Raw genomic sequence first — 20,748 nt, 5'->3', positions numbered from 1 at the left:
GGTGCCCGGCTGCGACCCGTCGGGGCCTCAGCGCTCGGCGGGGCCGCGAGCTCCCTGTCGCGGCCCCGCCCTTGGCGGTCAGCGGTGGCCGAGCCCCCGGTCCACGGCCGCGATGAGCTCACCGTCGGAGGTGTCCCCGTCCAGGGACCAGATCATCGCTCCACCCAGGTGGTGGCGGCGGATGTAGGAGGTCTTGGCCCGCAGTACCTTCGGGTCGTCGTACGTCCAGAACGTCTTCCCGTCGAACAGCCAGGCGTGGCCCGCCCGCTGGTCGCGGTGGACGGTGAAGGAGCCCGAGTCCGCGAGCTTCTTCAACTGCTTGTAGTCCTCGTAGCCCGCCTCCCACGTGGCGGGTGCCGGACCCGTGGCCGGCTGGAAGAGGCCGTCGCCGCCCCCTGTCACACCCGTCCAGCCGCGCCCGTAGAACGGCACACCGACCACGATCTTGCAGGCGGGCGCGCCCCGGTGGAGCCAGTCGCCCGCGGTCTGGTCGACGCTGGAGTCGTCGGCGGAGGTCGGCGAGCCCGCGGGCACCCGCAGCGAGGACTGCTGGTTGGTCGCGCTGTCCCAGCCGCCGTGGAAGTCGTAGCCCTGCACCGTCCCGAAGTCGAGGTCGCGGAAGATCTTCCGGGCCTCGAAGCCGGCGTCCATCGCCTTCGGCGAGGCGGGCAGGAACGCCGTCAGCTCGTAGTGCTTGTGCCCCTTGCGGCCGTAGGCGTCGAGCTGGCGCCGGAATTCGGCGACGAGCGCGGTGAAGTTCCGCTTGTCCTCCGGGCGGTGGACCGTGTCGGTGTCACCGGGGGAGCCCGGCCACTCCCAGTCGATGTCGATGCCGTCGAAGAGGCCGGCCGCGGAGCCGGGGCCGCCGCGCCCGTCGAGCAGCGGCAGATTGCCCTTGATGAACAGGTCGACGCACGACGCCACGAACGCCTTGCGGGAGGCCGGTGTGAGGGCGGCGTCGGAGAAGTGCGTGGACCAGCTCCAGCCGCCGATCGATATCAGCGTCTTCAGACGCGGATACTTCGCCTTGAGCTGGCGGAGCTGGTTGAAGTTCCCGGCGAGCGCCTGGCCGGCGGTGTCCGCCGTGCCGTCCACGGAGTCCTCGGCTCCCAGGGGACGCTGGTAGTCGGCCCAGGGGTCGCCCTCACCGGGGACGGACGCCTCGAAGCACTTTCCGTCCGGACCGACGTTGGCGAACGCGTAGTTGAGGTGGGTCAGCTTCGCGGCGGTACCGCTGGTGACCAGGTCCTTGACCTGGTAGTCGCGCCCGTAGACGCCCCACTGGGTGAAGTAGCCGACACGCTTGTAGGCGGGGGAGGGATGGTGGTGCCCGCCTGTGTCCGCCTGCGCCGACGGCATGAGAGCGGGCAGCGCGACGAGCAGGGACAGCGAGCAGGCGGCCGCGGCGAACCTGCCGAGAAGTCTTCGGGGCATGGGGCTCTTCCCTGTGAAACGCCTCATGAGGCGGTGGTCCGAGTGGGATCGTCGAGCGTCAAGAGCCGTGCTCGTGAAGACAGGACAGTATTGGCCTAGACCAATACGGTCAAGGGTCGGGACCGTACCGGATGGGCGGACATGGGGGAACGCGAGCGGACGCCGGGGGAGTTTGCGGCGAGCGGCCGCTACCAGGTGATCGCCGAGCGCTCGCGCCACAGCTCCAGCAGGGAGGCGTCGCCCTCGACCTCGAGGAGGTCGGGCAGGGAGCGGTTCCACAGCGTCAGATAGAGCGCCTCGGCCGGGCCGCTGACCGTGCAGTCAGGGGTCTGCTCGCTGTCCCGCTCCACGGTCGGCGCGTCCAGCGAGAGGTGCACGTACCAGTCCGCCGCGGTGTCACCGGCGTCCGTCGCCCGCAGGTGCAGCAGGCGCGGTCCGTCGGCGCGCAGGCGACTGAACGGGCGGGTGTGGAAACAGCTCACCAGCTCGTCCACCCCGTCGGCGCCGAAGTCCGCGGGAACGGGGGAGAGCCCGTCCCCCGCCGCCGCCTCGGCGTCGACCCGGTGGATCGCCGTCTCGTGCGCCTGGTGCCGTGCCCAGAACTGCCTCGGTGAGGGAGAGGCGAGGAAGTACCAGCAGTCCAGGTCGGGCGCCGCCCCGCGCAGGGCGCCGAGGACACGCTCCAGCCCCTCGCGGAACCACGGCAGCAGGTCCGCGTCGTCCGGCATCGGGCCGAAGACCTCCCGCTCCTGCGCCTCGTCCATCGCCTCGGTGCGCTGTTCCAGCACATAGGCGGCCGCCCAGCGGTGCACCCCGCCCGTGTGGTGGACGAGGTCGCGCACGGCCCACTCGGGGCAGGTCGGGACGTATGCGTCAGGGCCGCCGCGGGCCGCTGCCGCAGCCAGCAGTTCGCCCTCCCTGCGCAATGCCTCGAGGTGCTCCTGGAACTCCATGCGCCGATTGTCGCGCAGTCCCGCGCACGGCGTAGGCGACGGCCGCCGCGAGGGCCGCCAGCAGGGCCACCGTGGTCAGGGCGGTCGGCAGGCCGACCTGGTCGGCGAGGAACCCGATCGCGGGCGGCCCCAGCAGCATCCCCGAGTAGCCGAACGTGGAGGCCGTCGCCACTCCGCCCGGCCCGGCGAGGGCTCCGGCACGGGCGACGGCTATGGGGAAGATGTTCGCCAGCCCCAGTCCGGTGACGGCGAATCCGGCGATCACCAGCCAGGTCAGCGGTGCCAGCGAGGCGACCAGCATCCCGGCCGCGGCGGTCAGCCCGCCCAGCGCCAGCGCCGTGGTCTGCCCGGTCCGCTCCAGCAGCCGGGTCCCGGACAGCCGGCCCGCCGTCATCGCCAGGGAGAACGCGGCGTAGCCGGCCGCCGCCGCCCCCGGCCCCGTGTGCAGGTCCTGCTCGATGTGGAGCGCTCCCCAGTCGGCCAGCGCGCCCTCGCCGTAGGCCGTGCACAGGGCGATGAGGCCGAACAGTGCCACGATCAGCGGGGCCCGGCCGGTGCGGGGCGCGGGTGCGGTGCTCTCGTCGCCAGGGACGGCCGCGATCCGGCTGCGCAGCATGACGGCGCCGCTCACCGCCGTGGTGGCCAGGCCCACCGCGGTCAGCACGAGCAGGTGGCGGGTAGGGGTCAGATACGGGGCCACCAGGGCGCCCAGCCCGGCGCCGAGCAGACCGCCGAGGCTGAACGCGGCGTGGAACGTGGGCATCACGGGCCGCCGCAGGGCGGTGACGAGTTCCACCGCGGCACTGTTGATCGACACATTCATCCCGCCGTACGCCGCGCCGAAGACGAGGAGGACCAGGCCGAGGGCGAGCGCGGAGTGGGTCAGCGGCGGCAGTGCGATGCTGAGGGAGAGCAGGACGCCGCAGGCGACGGTGACGGCGTGGCTGCCGAAGCGGGTGCACAGCCACCCGGTGACCACCATGGTGAGCACCGCACCGGCCGACACGCCGAGCAGGGCCATGCCGAGCTCCCCCGCGGAGGCGCCGACCTGCCGCTTGATGGCGGGTATGCGGACGACCCAGCCGGCGAAGACGAAGCCGTCGAGGGCGAAGAAGACAGTGAGGGCGACACGCAGTCGCCGCAGGGACGGGCGGATTTTGTTTAGTGACGGCACAAAGTGAGAATAGAGGAGTGACGCAGACTCGGACAAGGCTGGAACGCGGCCGCGGTGTCCTGGGCCAGGCACTGACCCTGGTGCACACCGGGCAGGCCCCCACCCGTGCCGTCCTCACCTCGGAACTGGGAGTGACCCGGGCCACGGCGGGCGCGGTGGCCGCGGAGTTGGAGAGCCTCGGCCTGATCCGGGTGGACACCCACCCGGCGGCGCCCGCGGCCGGCACCCATGGGCGCCCGTCGCACGGACTGTCCGTCGATCCGGAGGGCCCCGTCGTCCTGGCCGCGCAGGTGCACGTCGACGGCTACCGGGCCGCCCTCGTGGGGCTCGGCGGGCATGTGGTCGCCACCGCTCCCGGCTGTATGACCCCGCCCGAGGACCCGGCGGGAGTCATCGGCGAGGTGGTCGAGGCCGGCGCGCGGCTGCTGCGGGGCTCGACGCGGCGGTGCGTCGGTGTCGGACTGGCCGTGCCGTCGGCCGTCTCGGAACCCGAGGGCGAGGCCCTGGACCCGTTGAACCTCGCCTGGTCCATCGGCGCGCCCGTGCGCGCCGCCTTCACCGAACAGGTCGAACGCGCCGGACTCAGCGGCCCCGACGGCGCCCCGCTGCCGTGCTTCGTCGGCAACGACGCCAACCTCGCCGCGCTCGCCGAGCACCGGCACGGCGCGGGAACGAAGTCCCGGCACCTGCTCTATGTGACCACCGGGCACCGGGGTGTCGGCGGGGCGCTGGTGCTGGACGGTCGCCTGCACACCGGCAGTGGCGGCCTGGCCCTCGAGGTCGGCCATCTGACGGTGGACCCGGGCGGGCGGCCCTGCCGGTGCGGCAGCCGGGGATGCCTGGACGTGGAGGCCGACCCCCTGGCCTTCCTGGAGGCGGCCGGACGGGCGCCGGGGCCGCAGTTCTCGCTGCTGCACCAGGCCGCGCGCCTGCTCCGTGAGGAGTACGCGGACGAGGGCGTCGCAAGGGCCGCCGGCCTGCTCGCCGACCGGTTGGGCCTGGGCCTCGCGGGGCTGGTCAACATCCTCAACCCGGACCGGATCGTGCTGGGCGGCCTGCACGCCGCCCTCCTCACGGCCGACCCGGACCGGCTGCACTCGGCGGTGGCCCGCCGGAGCCTGTGGGGCCGGGGTGTGGCCCTGCTGCCCTCGGGGCTGGACCACGCGGGCCTGGTGGGCGCGGCGGAAGCGGCCTGGCAGCCGGTCCTCGACGACCCGCTGGGGGCGCTGGGGGAGTAGGGCGCCGCCGAGGCGGGGAGCCCGTGCGGCAAAGCGGCCGGGACCGCGACCGCCGACGCAGGCGCAGGGTCGTCGGCCCCCTTCACGGCCCCCCGTACTCCTCCCGTGGTACCCCGGGTGCCGCTCGGTGGACGACGACCGCGCGGCCCCGCGCGGCCAGTCTCGGTAGTGGAAGCGGAAGCCCTACCGAGGAGCCCACCATGGACACCGCGATGACCCTGCTGGCACACGAGGGCTGGAACGGCCCCGGACCGTGGATCCTGTTCGTCCCGCTGGTCTGGGCCGTCGTCGTCCTCGGTCTGATCACCTTCCTGCGCCGCACCGCCCGGCGCGGGGGCGCGGGCCCCCGCCGGCGAGGACCCGGCCCCTGGCACCTCGGCGCCGGTCCCGCGGAGCCCTCACCGGTCGACGTGCTCGGCCGGCGCTTCGCCGAGGGGCAGATCGACGAGAACGAGTACTGGATGCGGCTGTCGGTGCTCAACGAGGCCATGCACAGCGAGCGGCAGGCCGAGCCCAAGGGCGGTGCGCGATGACCGCCGCCGCCCGCGTGGTCGACGCCGCCAAGGTCTACGGCTCGGGGGAGACCGAGGTCCGGGCCCTCGACGGGGTGAGCGTCGACTTCCCGGCCGCTGGGTTCACCGCCATCATGGGCCCCTCCGGCTCCGGCAAGTCCACGCTCATGCACTGCGCCGCGGGCCTCGACACCCTCACCTCCGGGAGCGCCCGGATCGGCGATGTCGAGCTCAGCGGTCTGACCGACAAGCAGCTGACCGTCCTTCGGCGGGAGCGGATCGGGTTTGTCTTCCAGTCGTTCAACCTGGTGCCGACCCTGACCGTCCGGGAGAACATCACCCTGCCCCGGGACCTGTCCGGCCGCCCCGCCGACCCCGAGTGGATCGACGCCCTGGTGGATGTGGTCGGCCTGCGCGACCGCCTGCACCACCGGCCCAGCGAACTGTCCGGCGGACAGCAGCAGCGGGTGGCGGTCGCGCGCGCCCTCGCAGGGCGGCCGGACGTCGTCTTCGCCGACGAGCCGACCGGCAACCTCGACTCGCGCTCCGGTGCCGAGGTCCTGGGCCTGCTCGGCCGCGCGGTCCACGAGATGGGGCGCACCGCGGTGATGGTCACGCATGACCCGGTCGCCGCAGCCCACGCCGACGAGGTGCTCTTCCTCGCCGACGGCCGGCTGGTCGACCGGATGCCCGAGCCCACCGCCGAGCGGGTCCTGGACCGGATGAAGGCCTTCGACGGCCGTGCCCCCGGCGCGCGCCGCACTCCCCAGGAGGTCGGCCCATGACCGGCACCCGAGCCGCGTTCCGACTGAGTCTCAGCGCTCTGCGCGCCCACAAACGCCGTTTCGCGGGGACCTTCCTCGCCGTCCTGCTCGGCGTGTCGTTCCTGGCCGGGACGATGGTCATGGGCGACACCCTGCGGGCCAACTTCGACACCCTGTTCGTCGACGCCAACACCGGCACGGACGCCGTCGTGCGCAGCGCAGACGTCATCGACGCCGGACAGGGCGGCGGGGTGCGCGAACCGGTACGGGCATCACTGGCCGGCAGGCTCGGCAAGGTGCCCGGCGTCGCCGCGGCCGTGCCGAGCGTCCAGGGCGCCGGCCAGCTGATCGGCAGCGACGGCAAGCCCGTGGGCGGCCAGGGACCGCCGACGCTGGCGGGCAACTGGATCACCGACGCCAGGCTCAACCCCTACCACCTGGTCGAGGGCAGCGCCCCGACGTCGGAGCACGAGGCCGTCATCAACCGGGGCGCCGCCAAGAAGGGCGGCCTGAAGGTCGGCGACACCGCGGTCGTGCGGACCCCCGACCCCCTGCGGGTGAGGATCGTCGGCATCGCCACCTTCGGCGGAGCCGACGGCATGGGCCAGGTCACCTTCACCGCGCTGACCCTGCCCACCGCGCAGAAGTACCTCACCACCGGCCCCGACCGCGCCTCCGCCATTCAGGTGAGGGCGGCCTCCGGAGTCTCGCAGCGCGAGGTCGCGGACCGGATCGCCCCGCTCCTGCCGAAGGGCAGCGAGGTGCTCACGGGGCAGCGCGCGACCCAGGAGAACCAGGACGAGGTCTCCGGCCGGTTCCTCGGCGTCTTCACCACCTTGCTCCTCGTCTTCGCCGGGATCGCGCTGCTGGTGGCGACCTTCAGCATCCACAACACCTTCGCGATCGTCGTCGCCCAGCGCACGCGTGAGAACGCCCTGCTCAGGGCCCTCGGCGCCTCCCGCCGCCAGGTGGTGGGATCCACGCTGGCCGAGGCGGTCGCCGTCGGGCTGGTCTCCTCCCTCGCCGGGCTGCTCGGAGGCGTCGGGGTGGCCCTGGGGCTCAAGGCCCTCTTCCCGGCGCTCGGGTTCGGGATGCCGACCGGCGGCATGGTGATCACCACCGCCGCGATGGCCGTGCCACTGGCCGTCGGTGTCACCGTCTCCGTCGGCTCCGCCCTCGTGCCCGCGGTCAGGGCCGGCCGCACCGCGCCGCTGGCCGCTCTGCGGGAGACGGCGGTGGACCGTTCGGGTGCCTCGTGGAAACGAGCCGCGGCGGGCGCCGTCCTCGGCGCGGCCGGGATCGCACTGGCCGTGGTCGGCGCCTCGGGCAGTCCCCAGGTGCCGGTCACCGCCACCGGCGCCGTGCTGGTGGTGATCGCGTTCGTCGTCCTCGGCCCGGTGGCCTCCACGGCGGCCGTGCGCGTCCTCGGCGCACCCCTGCCGCGGCTGCGCGGGGTGACCGGCGCGCTGGCCGGACGCAACGCGCTGCGCGGTCCCAAGCGCACCGCCGCCACCGCCACCGCGCTGATGGTGGGCGTGGCCGTGGTCACCCTGTTCACCGTGTTCGGCGCGTCGTTGAAGGCCACCATGGACCGCACCGTCGACCGCTCGTTCGCGGGCGATGTCGCCATCACCACCCCCGCGTTCGGCGCGGGCGGCAGCGGGCTCAGCCCCAGGCTGGCCCCGGCCGTCGGTGAACTGCCGCAGGTACGTGAGTCGGTGGGGCTCGGCAAGGGCGTCGCCAAGGTCGACGGCGGGGGACGGGAGCTGACCGTCACCGATCCGCGGCGCCTGGCGAACGTGATCGACCTGGGTTCGGTGCGCGGAAGCCTCGACGGGCTGGGCACCGGGGGCGTGGCCGTCTCCCGCGGCGAGGCCGGCAAGCACGGCTGGCACCTCGGCAGCACCGCGCGACTGGTCTTCGCGGACGGGCAGCGGCAGCCGTTCACCGTCCGGGCCGTCTACGAGCGGGGCGACCTGTCGGGCGACTACCTCATCACCCGCCGGGCGTGGGCGCCGCACCGGGTGCAGGACCGCGACACCCTGGTCGCCGTCGCCTTCAAGGACGGTGTCTCCCTCGGCGCGGGCAGGGCCGCGGTGGAGAAGACCGCGGCCGGCTACGGCCACCCGGATGTGCAGGACCGCGCCGAATACGCCAAGTCGGCGGCCAGGGGAGTCGACTTGATGCTGTCGACCGTCTACGCCCTGCTCGCCCTCGCCGTGCTCATCGCCCTGCTCGGTATCGCCAACACCGCGACCCTGGCCGTCCATGAGCGCACCCGCGAACTCGGCCTGCTGCGCGCGGTGGGCCAGACCCGTTCGCAACTGCGGGCCATGGTGCGCTGGGAGTCGGTGCTGGTGGCCGCGTTCGGCACCGTCGGCGGGCTCGGCCTCGGCGCCTTCCTCGGCTGGGCCCTGGTGCGGGCCGCCGACAGCGCCGGAACGAGCGCGTTCGCCATTCCCGTGCCACGGCTGGGCGTCGTCCTGCTGGTGGGGGTGGTGGCCGGAGCGCTCGCCGGGCTGCGGCCCGCCGGACGTGCCGCCAAGCTCGATGTGCTCAAGGCCATCGGCGTCGAGTGAGCGGAGGCCATGGCTCAACGCCNGGGGGGCCCCCCCCGCGACTCGGTTGAGCCAGGTGACCGTGCCGGATCAGTTGAGCGAGATGACGGGGTCGTCCTCGGTGAGGGTGAACCACACCGTCTTGCCCCCTGTGTCCTGCGGCCAGGCTCCCCACTCCCGGCTCACCGCCGCGACGATGGCGATGCCGCGGCCGTACGTCGCCAGCGTCGGCGACGCGATCGCCTGCGGCAGCCGGGGGTCCCCGTCGTGCACCGAGACCGTCAAACACCCGGCCATGTGCACCATTTCGACGGTGCAGCGCTTGTCGGGCTGCGCGTGCTTGTGGACATTCGCGAGGAGCTCGGTGATCCCCAGCAGAGCCGGGTCTATCAGTGGGTCAAGGTGCCAGTACCGCAGTTGCGCCTGCACAATGCGCCGTACTTGCCCGAATCGCGGCGGCGCGGCCTCGAAGTTCAGCTCGCATCGCCTGGCCAGGTCCGTGATCACGACTGCGACTCCCTCCGCATGGGAGAACCCGCACTGCGACATACCAGATAATCCGCGCTCTTAGACCAGATTCGCCCCAATGGACTCACAGTGCAACTCCCGTAACATCACGTAACAGAAGTTTCCGGGGCGCGTCCTCGTCCGGTGCGCGCCCCCTGAGTGGCCGTCGGCCGACACCCCGAAGGAGCCAAGGAGTCAAGGGGCCAGGGGCCAAGGGGTCGAGAGCTGAAGGCTAGGAGGAGCGTCTGGCCTGGCGAAGGGCGTCGAGGAAGCTCCGCACCGTGCGCTGGGCGCCCTGCTCGGGCGTCTCTCCGGCACGGGCGGCCGAGGCGCGATCGCCGATCGAGATGAGATAGCGGGTTCCATTGACGGTGGCCCGGGCGCTGCAGCGTGCCCCGAACCACGGAATGCCGGCCTGCACCCTCTCCACGGGGGCACTGTCGATCTCCGTCCCCCGGCTGGTCAGCAGCCTCAGCCGCCCATCGGTGATGAGCACCTGTCCGGCTCGGGTCAGCGGTCGGAGCCACTTGCCGATCTGTACTCCCGTTGCGCTGAACTCGGGCTCAGCCATGGTCACACCCCCGCGAGGTCTCGGCTGACTACGCCTTGCTGGGAAGTCTGCCGGGCGCATGGGGTGATTGCCAGTGCTCGCGGCGGCGGGTTCGCGACAGCCTGCATATGATCGTGGCGCCACCGAGGTGGTTCGCACCGGTTGAGGAAGGAAGGCGGCACGAAGTGGCGGTACGGCAAAGCGCAGGGGCGGGCGGCGTCGCGGACGAGGTCCCCGGGCCCGCCGTCCGCCGGACGGCCGATGTGGACCGCTCCGATCCGGGCTACCGCGAATGGCTCAAGGAGGCCGTCCGCAAGGTGCAGGCCGACGCCAACCGCTCCGCCGACACCCACCTGCTGCGATTCCCGCTCCCCGAGGCGTGGGGCATCGACCTCTACCTGAAGGACGAGTCGACGCACCCGACCGGCAGCCTCAAGCACCGGCTGGCCCGCTCACTGTTCCTCTACGGCCTCTGCAATGGCTGGATCCGGCCGGGCGCCCCCGTGATCGAGGCCTCCAGCGGCTCCACGGCGGTGTCCGAGGCGTACTTCGCGGGGCTCATCGGCGTGCCGTTCATCGCGGTGATGCCGCGCACGACGAGCGCGCAGAAGACCCGGCTCATCGAGTTCCACGGCGGCCAATGCCATCTGGTGGACGATCCCAGGACGGTCTACGAGGTGTCCGCACGCCTCGCGAGGGAGACCGGCGGCCACTACATGGACCAGTTCACCTACGCCGAGCGGGCCACCGACTGGCGCGGCAACAACAACATCGCGGAATCGATCTACCAGCAGCTCCGCCTGGAGCGGTATCCCGAGCCCGCGTGGATCGTGGCCACCGCCGGCACCGGAGGCACCTCGGCGACGATCGCCCGCTATGTGCACTACATGCAGTACGACACTCTCGTCTGCGTGCCCGACCCGGAGAACTCCTGCTTCTTCGACGGCTGGGTGGCGGGTGATCCCGAGGTCTCCTGCGAGTCGGGATCGCGGATCGAGGGCATCGGGCGGCCCCGGATGGAGCCCAGCTTCGTGCCGGGCGCGATAGACCGGATGATGAAGGTCCCCGACGCGGCCACCGTCGCCTCCGTGCGCGCCCTGGAGCGGCGTATGGGCATACGCGCGGGAGGCTCCACCGGAACGGGCCTGTGGAGCTCGTTCAAGATCATCGCCGAGATGCTGGCCGCCGGTCGTACCGGAAGCGTGGTCACGCTGATCTGCGACCCGGGCGACCGCTATCTCGACAAGTACTACTCCGACGCCTGGCTGGCCGAGCAGGGCATGGACATCACGCCTTACGCGAAGGCCGTAGAAGGATTCCTCGACACCGGGGCGTGGCCCTGCTGACCGACCGGTGCCGCCCGCCCGCCGGGGCTCAACGGCCTGGATGCGACCGACCGACGTGAGGGGCCCGAATGTTGCGACGTATCGCTAGCTGCGGCTGGGCCGTGCTGATGGGCTGCGCCATGCTGTTCGCCGGCGTCCCGCAGGCGCAGGCGCGCTCCCATGCCCGGGTCGGGGTCGCGGGGCCGAACGCCATGGAGGCGAACCCGAGGGGGACGGCGTCGCTTGGGGAGGTGTCGAGAGGGACGGCGTCCATGGGGGCGGTGTCGCTTGGGGAGGTGTCGAGAGGGGCGGTGTCGCCGGGGGAAGGGGCCGCACGGCACGAGCCCACCGTCTTCGCCCACCGGGGAGCCAGCGCCGACGCCCCCGAGAACACCCTCGCGGCCGTCCGGCTCGCCCGGCGCCTCGGCGCCCGGTGGGTGGAGAACGACGTCCAGCGCACCAAGGACGGCGGGCTCGTCGTCATCCACGACAGCACGCTGAAGCGCACCACCGACGTCGAGAAGGTCTTCCCCCGGCGGGCCCCGTGGAACGTCGGGGACTTCACCCTCGCGGAGATCGAGAGGCTGGACGCGGGCAGCTGGTTCGACGCCCGGTTCCGGGGTGAGCGCGTGCCCACCCTCGAGCAGTACCTCGCCGAGCTGGACCACACCGGCCAGGGGCTCCTGCTGGAGATCAAGGAGCCCGGGCTCTACCCCGGTATCGAGGCCGAGATCGCCCACGAGCTCGGCCGACTGGGCTGGCTGGACCGTGCCCATGTCAGAAAGCGTCTGATCGTCCAGAGCTTCGACGTGGACAGCCTGGCGACCTTCCATGTCTTCCGGCCCATGGTGAGGACCGCTCTGCTGGGCACGCCCGACCTCAGCGACGTCTACCGGTACGCGTGGTTCACCGACGGGGTCAACCCTCGCGCCAAGGACGCCACCTCCGCCTATGTCTCCGCTCTCCATGACGTCAGGGGCGCGCACGGCAAGCGGCTGCGGGTCAGTACCTGGACGGTCAACGACGTGGCGACGGTCCGGAGGGTGGTCGCCAACGGGGTCGACGGCCTGATCACCAACCGGCCGGACATGGTGCTCGACGCCGTCCGGATGCCCGAGGCGGCCTTCGCGCGCTGAGCCGCGGCCGGGACCGGCCGCGCGGGGGCGCGCGGCCGCGTACGGGCGGTCACGGGCCCGTGTCCGTGGGGGCTACGGCCGGGTCCGGGCCTCGGCGAGCCGCCGCTCCAGGGCGGTGACCGCGCCGTGGAACGACCGGCCGACACCCGCCCTAGCCGCCCTCAGGAAGAGCGCGGTGGGGGCGGAGGCGTCGGCGGCGAAGGTCCACTCCACCCGTGTGCCGCCCGGGCCCGCCGGGGTGAGCCGCCACCGCTCCATCAGCGCCCTGAGCCCGGGGGCGTTCGTGGCGTCGACGCGGTAGACGAACCGGCCCGGCTCGTCGCAGGCAAGGACCGTCTCCTCGAAGCTCACTCCCGCCCGCAGCCGCACCAGCCGCCGGGTGCCCACCTCGCACGGACCACCGCCCCGGTACGAGCACGAGGCGATCGAGCGGAACCACCGGGGCCAGTCCCCGGGATCGTCCACCAGCGCGTGGAACACCTCTTCCGGCGCCGCGGCGGCTTGGCGCGCGAACACCAGCCGGACCGGAGCCCGTTCGACGAAGTCCAGTTCCTCACCGCGCAGCCGCCGCACCGTCCACCCCTCACCGCGAGTCCGGGTCCCGGACAATACCTGATAAGGCGTCAGGTGTCGTCGGCCGGGCGGGGCTCTCCCGCGATCACGAGCTCACGCAGATGCTCGGAGATCTCCTCGCGCGCCGACTGCGGCATCCCGGAGTCGGTCACCAGCGTGTCAACCTCGGCGATCGGTGCGAACGAGCTCAGGCCCACGGTGCCCCACTTGGTGTGGTCGGCCACCACGACCACGCGCCGCGCCGACTGCACGAAGCGCCGGTTGGTCTCCGCCTCCGCGAGATTCGGCGTGGACAGCCCCGCCTCCACCGAGATCCCGTGCACACCCAGGAAGAGAAGGTCGAAGTGCAGATTCCGGATCGCCCGGTCCGCCACCGGTCCCACGAGCGAATCGGACGGTGTGCGGACACCGCCGGTCAGCACCACGGTGGCCGCGCCCGGAGCGCCGTGCGGATGCGGGCCCTGAGAGCTGCGCCGCTGGGCCGAGTCGAAGACGTCCGAGACGCGCACCGAGTTGGTCACCACGGTCAGATCGGGCACATCCAGCAGATGCTGGGCCAGCGCGAACGTCGTCGTGCCGCCCGAGAGCGCGATGGCGCTGCCCGGCACCACCAGTTCCGCCGCCGCCTTGGCGATGGCCTCCTTCGCCGACATCTCCAGGCTCGACTTGGCCTCGAAGCCCGGCTCGTGGCTGCTGGCGTCCACCACCGGAACGGCGCCGCCGTGCACCTTCTCCACCACACCCTGGCGGGCGAGGGCGTCGAGGTCGCGGCGCACGGTCATGTCGGAGACGTTCAGCTTGCGGGTCAGCTCATTGACGCGCACACCGCCCCTGCGGCGCACCTCGTCGAGGATCAGGGCGCGCCGCTGCTCGGCGAGGAGGTTCTGATTGTCGCTCAAGCTGCGCCCCGTCCCTTCTCTCACGCGGCCCGCTCGTGGACGGCCCGGCCGCAGCGGACCGGCCCGGTGCGACGCGGCCATCCTCCCATGCGGCAAATGCCTGTACGACCCATCCGCACGCCCTGATCGCAGGGGTGGGCGCGGGTGCCGTCACCGCCGCCGTCCGTAGCCCGCGGCCCACGCATTGTCACGATTTGCTGCGGCATCCGCCGTGACGGGTGTAGGAGGGCCGAACTTTCGGGATCCTTACGGAGAGTGCACGCAATGTCGGGGGAGAGTGATCTCGATGGCGACGCCATCGCAGGAGCGGCCTCATCAGGTCTCCACCACGTCCACGCCGCCCACCATGTCCACGCCGCACGCCACTTCGACGCCGTCCGCCGGGGGCGGGCGGCCGCCACTGGCGCTGGAACTGCTCGTCCACGGAGTGGGCGGGACCACGCCGGAGTTGATGCTGGGCGATCCCAGGACCGTGCGGGTCGGCGGGGACGGCACCGCCGGACTGCACCGCAGGACCGACGACCACGACGCCGAGGCCCGCCCGGACGACTACCGGGGCACGGCCGTGCCCGAGGCGTACTGCTGGTCCAACCTCACCTCCGGCAACTCCAGCCGCGCCATGTGGCTGCTCCTGCTGCCGTTCATGGTCGTCAACCTCGCGCACTGGATGCGGCCCCCCTCCGGGCGCCGCCGCGAGCGGCTCGACCGCTCCTACGACCTGCTGGTGCGCCTGGCGGCCCTGTCGTTGACCGTTTTGCTGGTGGCAGCCGCCTGCGAAGTCTCCATCGACCTGGTGGCCTGGCAGTGCGCGGGTACCCCGGGGTGTGCCGACCACAAGGCGTGGCTCGGGTTCCTCGCCGCGGACCGGGGAGGCTGGTGGAGCCCGCCCGGTCGCCGTATGGCGCTCGCCTCCGTCGTGCCGATCGCGATCACCCTGCTCCTGTGGTGGCTCTCGCACCGCACATGGAGCGCCTACGAGTCCCAGAAGCCCGTGCTGCCGGGCGCGGTCGGCGAAAGGCGTCCCGACGGCCGCAGTTCCGACGACAGGCGTTCCGGCGGCGGGCGTTCCGACGGGTCGGCTCGCGGCGGCCCTGCCACCAGCGGTCCGGCTCCTGACCGTCCGGCTCCCGGCGGCCCGGCTCCGGATGGTCCGAGGTGCGGTCCGGGTGTTCCCGCACTGGCGCTGCCCGGCTTCTGGTACGGGCGCCGACTGGTGGCGAGGCTGCGCGCCTCGCACACCGCGGCGGGCTTCCTGACGGTGGCCGCGGCGCTCCTGCTGCCCGCCATACGCCGTGACCACGCCTCCGGGCACGGACTCCTGGTGGGGCTCGGCTGGGCGCTGGCCGCCGTGCTGATCCTGCTGAGCGGCGCGGTCCTGCTCGTCCTCGACCGCAGCGGGCGCAGCGAGGAGTCGGCCGACGAGGTGGTGGACCGGTACGCGGTCCGGGCGCTGCCCGGGTTCGCGCTCGGCGGCGCCGTGCTCGCCGCGCTCTACGCCGGATGGGACCGCGGCCGGTGGCGCTCCGGCGGCTGGGCGCCCGGAGCCGATGTCTTCACCGGCATCGCCGTCGTCCAGGGCGTCCTGGTCGTGCTCCTGGCCTTCGTCGCCTGGTGGATGCACGACTCGCGCACCTGCGGCCGGACCGTCCTGCACGGCCTCGGCGGCCCCGCCGTGGCGATGATCGCCTGTGCGCTCGGCGCACTGATGTCCGCCGGAACGGCCCAGCGGGTCGCCGACTGGCTGGACCGGGGGGCGACCCCCGGCCAGGAGCACGGCCTGATCACCGGCCCACCGGTGATCCTCATCTGGCAGGCGTCCGTCATCCCGCCCGTCCTGGCGGTGCTCCTCGTCCTGCTCGCCGTGGTCGCCGTCCAGTACTGGCGCGCACGCGCCCGGGAGATCGACCGGGTCCGGCGCAGCCACCCCGGTGAGCCCGAACAGCCCGCCCGTACCCGGCAGATCGCGCGGGCGGATGTGCGCGCCGGGCTCACCGACAAGGCGCCCGCGCTGGTCGCCACGGGTGCGCTGGCCACTTTCGCGCTCGGCGCCGTCGCGGTCTTCGGTTCCATGGCGACGCACGAGATACCGGGTGACGCCGCACGGGGAACGGCCGTCATCGTCGCCGGGCTCGCCCAGACCTCGCAGGCCCTCGGGTCCTGGCTCATCGGCGCCGCCGTGCTCCTGCTGGTGACGCTCGGGCGGCGCGCCTACCGGGACGCCGGGGCCCGGCGGACGGTGGGGATCCTGTGGGACGTCGGCACCTTCTGGCCTCGGGCCGCCCACCCGTTCGCGCCGCCCTGCTACGCGGAGCGGGCCGTGCCCGATCTGACCTGGCGGATGGTCACCTGGACCAGGGAGCACGGCCGCAGGCTTGTGCTGTCCGGCCACTCGCAGGGGACCGTCCTGGCCGCGGCCGCCGCGTGGCAGCTGGACACCCGGACCCGCGACCGGGTGGCCCTGCTGACCTACGGCTCACCCCTGGAGCGGCTCTACGGCCGCTACTTCCCCGCCTACCTGGGACCCACCGAGCTGGACGAGCTGAGCGGGGAACTCCACGCGTGGAAGAACCTGTGGCGCAGGACCGACCCGATCGGCGGGCCGGTCAAGGTGGCGCCCAGTGGCAGCGGACCGCCCGTGGACACCGGTCCGCTGCCGGACCCCGCCTCCTACGGGCGCACCGAGGAGTTCCCGCTGCCCTGCCCGATCCTGGGGCACCACGACTACCGCGACGACCCGGCGTTCGCCGTGGCCCGCTCCGCCCTGCTCGAACAGCTCATGCTCGAGGGCGCGGACAGGGGAGCGTCCAGCACGACGGATCCGGCCCCGCCCGACGGCACGGGGCCGGGTGTGCCGACCCAGAAGGCCGAGAGGACGTAGCGGGCACCCGCCGGCCCGGGGCGCCCTGTCGGCAAGGGCGCCCGAGGGCTCACAGCAGCGGAGGAAGGTCCTCGCGGTAGAGCAGTTGGAGCTCCTCCGTGCTGGGGTCGGCCACCGAGGCCAGCCGCCCGGCATGGCGCTCCACCATCGCCTCGAAGGTCTGGCGGGCGGTGCGGCCGTTGCCGAACGCCGGGCCCTTCGGCATGGCCGTGAAGTGCTTCAGCAGTGCCTCGGCCGCGCCCTCGCCGAGCCGGTACTCGTGCTCGACCGCCTGCTGCTCCACGATCTCCAGCAACTCCTCGGGGGAGTAGTCGGCGAAGGTGATCGTCCGTGAGAAACGCGAGGCCACACCGGGGTTGGAGGACAGGAACCGCTTCATCTCGGCGGTGTACCCGGCCACGATGACGACCACGGCGTCACGGTGGTCCTCCATGAGCTTCACCAGGGTGTCGATGGCCTCCCTGCCGAAGTCGCGGGCCCCGTCCTCCGGGGCCAGCGCGTAGGCCTCGTCGATGAACAGCACCCCGCCGCGCGCCCGTTCGAATGCCTCCTGGGTGCGGATCGCGGTGGATCCGATGTGCTCGCCCACCAGGTCCACACGGGCCACCTCCACCAGGTGCCCGCGCTCCAGCACGCCGAGCGCGGCCAGGATCTCGCCGTAGAGCCGGGCCACCGTGGTCTTGCCGGTGCCGGGAGAGCCCGTGAACACCAGATGCCGCCGCAGGGAGGGCGCCTTGAGCCCGGCCTTCTGCCGTCGGCGCCCGACCGCGATCAGGTCGATCAGCGCTCGCACCTCCTGCTTGACGGTGGTGAGGCCGACCAGCGCCTCCAGCTCGCCCAGCACCTCGTCCGACGCGCGCGCCCCCGGGACGGGCGTTGTCGCGGGCGCGCCCGCCGAGGCCGGCTCGGGCTCGGCCGACCGCTGGGCGGGCACCGACCCCAGCACCCCGTGGGCCACCGGCGCGCTCTGCGCCGCGGTCGCGGTGCCGCCCGGGTGGTGGTCGCCGCGCTTGGCGCCTGCCACCCCCGAGGCAAGCGGGTCGGCCGAGACCGAGCGCCGCTCCGCGCTCTCGTCGCTCGTGCAGTCCTCGGCGACGGCGCCGCCCTCGGCGAACTCGTATCCGCCGCGGGCGCACCGCTCCGTACGGCAGCGGTGCAGGGCGGTCCTCGAGCCGTCCGTCACATGGAAGCCGTATCCCCGGCTGCCGGTGACCGTGCAGTCCTGGAAGGTGCCCCGCCCGCCCGCGGAGACGTAGAAGCCGGCCTCGGACGGGGAGCTGACGGTGCACCGCTCGACCGTGGGATCGGCACCCTTGGTGACGATGACGCCGGTCGAGGTGGACTCGATGGTGCACGACGACAGCACGCCGCCGCTTCCGTGGTCACGGAACCACGCGCCCGTCGCCGCCTCGCGGATCCGGCAGTCGTCGAGCTGGACGGTGGCGCCGTCGCTCACCGACACGGCGGTGTTGCGCACCTGCGCCAGATCGCTGTCCACCACGTCCGCCCGCGACCCCCGGTCGAGCACGAACAGGGCGTCCGGGACGTCGTGCACGCGGCACGAGTCGAGCGTGGCCACCGCGCCGTCGCTGATCCACACGGCCGGGTAGTCGCCGGTGCTGTCGTGGAGTTCGCAGTCGTTGGCGTCCACCCGTGTGCCGGGGTCCCACACCGACAGGCCGTTGCGCCCGAACCGGCGGACGGCGGTGCGGTGCAGCGTCAGGACCGAGCGAGACCGCAGATCGATCGCGTTCTCGGGGACGTCGTGCACCCGGGAGTCCGTCATGGTCAGCACGGCGTCGGTGTCCAGGGTGATCCCGTCGGCGCTGGTGCGGTGCACCTCGCAGTCGGCCAGCCGCCCGGTGGCCCGCGCGGTCACCTGGACGCCCGTCCCCGTGATCTCGTAGATCTCGCAGCCCGCCGCCTCGGCCGTGGTCTCCTCCCCGGAGACCGCGAGCCCGGCGCCCGAGGCATGGTGGATCCGGCAGCGCTCAAGACGGGGCGAGGCGCCCGCGCGCACCGAGAAGCCGGTCTGCCCGGCCCTGACGACCTCGCACTCCTCGAACAGTCCGCCCGAGCGGTCGAGGACGCTGACGCCGAGGCCCGCCGGGTTCTCCACGGTGCAGCGGCGGACGGTGGGCCTGGCTCCGTTCCTCACCTCTATGCCGACCGCGGAGTGGGTCACCACGCGCACGTCGGACAGCTCGGGAGAGGCACCCTCGACGAGAACGGCGGGCGCCGAGGTGTCCTGGCCCTCGACGTGGAGGTCCTGGACGGTTGCCGAGGCGCGCACGGTCAGCGCCACACCACCCGCGGGAGCGATCCGTACCGTCCCCGGGCCGTCCGCACCGCGCAGCGTGACGGCCCGGGCCACCACCACGTTCTCCTGGTAGGTGCCGGGACGCACCGACACGATGTCGCCGTCGCCCGCCGCCTCGAGGGCGGCCGTGAGCGTGTCGAACTCACCTATCCTGCGACGCCACCGGGAACTGCCCGAATGCGTCACCTGAACCACGCTCTGTGCCATGGTGCTGTCTTGCCCCCACGTCATATGACTGGACCACCGCTGGACCGCCGCCCGGCTGTGACCGCGGACGACTGCCGACGACTGCCGACGACTGCCACGGCCAGAGGAGGCCCCGCGCGGAACCGGCCGGTCCACGGTATCGCGCGCCGCGGGGGTCTCCGGGCGAAGCGGGCCACGAGTCGGCCGACCGACCGGTTTTGCGTCGAGTCGTTACCGGGCCCGCCCGCCCCGCGGAACCACCCGCCCGCCCGGAGCCCGCCACCTCACAGGCGGCGCGGCACCGGGTCGTCGTTGCGCCGCTCGTAGCGCAGCACCGGCTCGCCGGGGCGCCAGGTCTGGATCAGCAGGGCCTGCCCGCCCGGCGCCAGCGACGTGAGCACCACCTCGGTCAGGTCGAGCCGGAAGGCATGGAAGGGATCGGTCTGACCCGCCGCCTGCGCCGCGGCCGTCAACTCGGCGTCTCCGACCACCTCCACGGCGTACCCCGCCACCTTCGCGTCACCGCCTTCCAGAGCCTCGTCGTCATTGGTGGCGGCATGGATGGCGAAGCGCCCGTCCCGCCGCAGATCCCGCGCCTTGACCGCCCCCAGCATCGAGCCGATCGTCATGTCCGGCCCGTTGAAGTCCACTTCCGTGCCGCTGACCCGGGGCGAGCCGTCCTGGCGCAGCGTGGCCAGGACATGCGACTTCGCCGACCGGAAGCGGGCCTGGACCGCTGCCGCCAGATCGGGGCTCTCCTCTTCGAACTGCCGCCATGTCGCCATGGCCGCAGTGTCGCAGCCGCCACCGACAACGCCGCCGCGGCTCACTCCAGGACGGTCAGCCCGTCCCCCAGGCGGAGCGTCCCCGTGCCCTGCGGCACCAGGTTCTGCCCGAAGACCAGATCCTTGCCGAAGCGCCGGTGGCGTCCGAGCGTCCTGAGGGGCTCGCCGCCCCTGAGGGCCGTCTTCTGGTCGATGGTGGTGACGACGCAGCGGCCGCACGGCTTGGCGACGCGGAAGTCGACCTCCCCGATCCGCACCCGCTTCCAGCCGTCCTCGGCCCAGGCCTCGGTCCCGTCGATCACCACATTGGGCCGGAAGCGGTCCATCGGCAGCGCCGAGGGCTCCTGGTGCTCCTCGGTGATCAGGTCGTTCAGCGCCGTCAGCGAGGAGGTGGTGGTCAGCAGCAGCGGGTAGCCGTCGGCGAAGGTGACGGTCTCGCCGGGCAGGGCGAAGTCCGGGTCGACGGGCCGCCGCAGGGGGTCGTCGAGATGGATCAGCCGAAGATCCGCGCCGATGTACCGGGTGAACCACTCGTGGGCCGCCTCGTCGGCGGGCACCGCCTCGAACGAGGAGCCCCACACCTGCACGGGCACGGTCGGCCGCCCGGGCCCGGGAACCGGCACGGCCAGCGGCGCCATGTCCGGCGCCTCGAGGACCAGCGACCCGTCCGGGCGCAGGCTCACGCCCACCAGTGCCAGGCGCGGGTGATCGCGCTGAGTCGTGAACCGGCCGTCCGGCCGGGCCACCATCCATCTGCGGTCCCCGGCGAGCCCCCACGGCTCAACGGCCGCTTCGCCGGCGTCGAAACCCGCCGCCGACTTGACCGGATAGACGTGTATCGCGCTCAGCCGCGGCGAAGGCCGCGCTGGATCCGGCTGTGGTGTCGGCCGTGACGCCGACCGTGGTCCTGGCATGGACCCATCGTCCCAGGTGGCACCCGGCGCGGGTCCCGGGCC

16 protein-coding genes and 1 pseudogene are annotated in these 20,748 nt (G+C 73.0%); 7 read left to right on the top strand and 10 right to left on the bottom strand.

Annotation, left to right across the window (positions count from 1 at the left end; all coding sequences use genetic code 11):
* Positions 1–78: 78 nt before the first annotated feature.
* The 3 genes from IEY86_RS27355 to IEY86_RS27345 form a co-directional block, all read right to left on the bottom strand.
* On the bottom strand, positions 79–1,434 hold the full coding sequence (locus IEY86_RS27355; RefSeq protein WP_189134536.1) for a glycoside hydrolase family 18 protein: 1,356 nt from the start codon (positions 1,432–1,434) through the stop codon (positions 79–81).
* Between the two features lie 188 nt (positions 1,435–1,622).
* A complete protein-coding gene (locus IEY86_RS27350) occupies positions 1,623–2,387 on the bottom strand; it encodes a maleylpyruvate isomerase family mycothiol-dependent enzyme (protein ID WP_189134535.1) in 765 nt (254 codons plus the stop codon).
* Complete coding sequence (locus IEY86_RS27345; protein WP_189134534.1) at positions 2,308–3,561, bottom strand: MFS transporter; 1,254 nt, start codon at positions 3,559–3,561, stop codon at positions 2,308–2,310. The genes IEY86_RS27350 and IEY86_RS27345 overlap by 80 nt, the downstream gene beginning before the upstream one ends.
* Before the next feature lie 17 nt (positions 3,562–3,578).
* Between IEY86_RS27345 and IEY86_RS27340 the strand changes: the two genes are divergently transcribed.
* The 4 genes from IEY86_RS27340 (at position 3,579) to IEY86_RS27325 (ending at position 8,654) form a co-directional block, all read left to right on the top strand.
* Positions 3,579–4,799, top strand: coding sequence for an ROK family protein (locus tag IEY86_RS27340; protein ID WP_189134533.1), 1,221 nt, complete (start codon positions 3,579–3,581; stop codon positions 4,797–4,799).
* Between the two features lie 200 nt (positions 4,800–4,999).
* On the top strand, positions 5,000–5,332 hold the full coding sequence (locus tag IEY86_RS27335) for an SHOCT domain-containing protein (protein ID WP_373287103.1): 333 nt from the start codon (positions 5,000–5,002) through the stop codon (positions 5,330–5,332).
* Entirely contained in the window at positions 5,329–6,096 is a 768-nt protein-coding gene (locus tag IEY86_RS27330) for an ABC transporter ATP-binding protein (protein ID WP_189134532.1), read from the top strand. The genes IEY86_RS27335 and IEY86_RS27330 overlap by 4 nt, the downstream gene beginning before the upstream one ends.
* Positions 6,093–8,654 carry an ABC transporter permease gene (locus IEY86_RS27325; RefSeq protein WP_189134531.1) on the top strand — a complete coding sequence of 854 codons (2,562 nt, stop codon included), beginning with the start codon at positions 6,093–6,095 and terminating at the stop codon, positions 8,652–8,654. The genes IEY86_RS27330 and IEY86_RS27325 overlap by 4 nt, the downstream gene beginning before the upstream one ends.
* Before the next feature lie 102 nt (positions 8,655–8,756).
* On the opposite strand, the pseudogene IEY86_RS27320 reads toward IEY86_RS27325, so the two are convergent.
* Together IEY86_RS27320 and IEY86_RS27315 are read right to left on the bottom strand one after the other, a co-directional pair.
* A pseudogene (locus tag IEY86_RS27320) lies at positions 8,757–9,140 on the bottom strand (ATP-binding protein); the annotation flags it as partial.
* A gap of 232 nt (positions 9,141–9,372) precedes the next feature.
* Positions 9,373–9,711 carry a hypothetical protein gene (locus tag IEY86_RS27315; protein WP_189134529.1) on the bottom strand — a complete coding sequence of 113 codons (339 nt, stop codon included), beginning with the start codon at positions 9,709–9,711 and terminating at the stop codon, positions 9,373–9,375.
* A 164-nt stretch (positions 9,712–9,875) separates the two neighbouring features.
* Between IEY86_RS27315 and IEY86_RS27310 the strand changes: the two genes are divergently transcribed.
* A complete protein-coding gene (locus tag IEY86_RS27310) occupies positions 9,876–11,036 on the top strand; it encodes a PLP-dependent cysteine synthase family protein (protein WP_373287102.1) in 1,161 nt (386 codons plus the stop codon).
* Positions 11,037–11,287: 251 nt separating this feature from the next.
* Complete coding sequence (locus IEY86_RS27305) at positions 11,288–12,151, top strand: glycerophosphodiester phosphodiesterase (RefSeq protein ID WP_189134572.1); 864 nt, start codon at positions 11,288–11,290, stop codon at positions 12,149–12,151.
* A 72-nt stretch (positions 12,152–12,223) separates the two neighbouring features.
* On the opposite strand, the gene IEY86_RS27300 is transcribed toward IEY86_RS27305, so the two are convergent.
* Entirely contained in the window at positions 12,224–12,724 is a 501-nt protein-coding gene (locus tag IEY86_RS27300; RefSeq protein WP_189134527.1) for an SRPBCC family protein, read from the bottom strand.
* Between the two features lie 50 nt (positions 12,725–12,774).
* Positions 12,775–13,623 carry a DeoR/GlpR family DNA-binding transcription regulator gene (locus tag IEY86_RS27295; RefSeq protein WP_189134526.1) on the bottom strand — a complete coding sequence of 283 codons (849 nt, stop codon included), beginning with the start codon at positions 13,621–13,623 and terminating at the stop codon, positions 12,775–12,777.
* A 346-nt stretch (positions 13,624–13,969) separates the two neighbouring features.
* Between IEY86_RS27295 and IEY86_RS36815 the strand changes: the two genes are divergently transcribed.
* Positions 13,970–16,501, top strand: coding sequence for a hypothetical protein (locus IEY86_RS36815; protein WP_229698806.1), 2,532 nt, complete (start codon positions 13,970–13,972; stop codon positions 16,499–16,501).
* Between the two features lie 49 nt (positions 16,502–16,550).
* On the opposite strand, the gene IEY86_RS27285 is transcribed toward IEY86_RS36815, so the two are convergent.
* The 3 genes from IEY86_RS27285 to IEY86_RS27275 all read right to left on the bottom strand — a co-directional run bounded on the left by IEY86_RS27285 (position 16,551) and on the right by IEY86_RS27275 (position 20,706).
* Positions 16,551–19,028, bottom strand: coding sequence for a right-handed parallel beta-helix repeat-containing protein (locus tag IEY86_RS27285; protein WP_189134525.1), 2,478 nt, complete (start codon positions 19,026–19,028; stop codon positions 16,551–16,553).
* A 263-nt stretch (positions 19,029–19,291) separates the two neighbouring features.
* Positions 19,292–19,792: a pyridoxamine 5'-phosphate oxidase family protein gene (locus tag IEY86_RS27280; RefSeq protein ID WP_189134524.1), complete on the bottom strand. Its 501-nt coding sequence runs from the start codon at positions 19,790–19,792 to the stop codon at positions 19,292–19,294.
* 41 nt (positions 19,793–19,833) lie between these two features.
* Positions 19,834–20,706 carry an MOSC domain-containing protein gene (locus tag IEY86_RS27275; protein WP_189134523.1) on the bottom strand — a complete coding sequence of 291 codons (873 nt, stop codon included), beginning with the start codon at positions 20,704–20,706 and terminating at the stop codon, positions 19,834–19,836.
* Positions 20,707–20,748 lie beyond the last annotated feature (42 nt).

This window comes from Wenjunlia tyrosinilytica (assembly GCF_014646055.1).
Lineage (GTDB): Bacteria > Actinomycetota > Actinomycetes > Streptomycetales > Streptomycetaceae > Wenjunlia > Wenjunlia tyrosinilytica.
The sequence above is the reverse complement of the archived record's forward strand: the minus strand, read 5'-3'. Positions and strand labels throughout refer to the sequence as shown.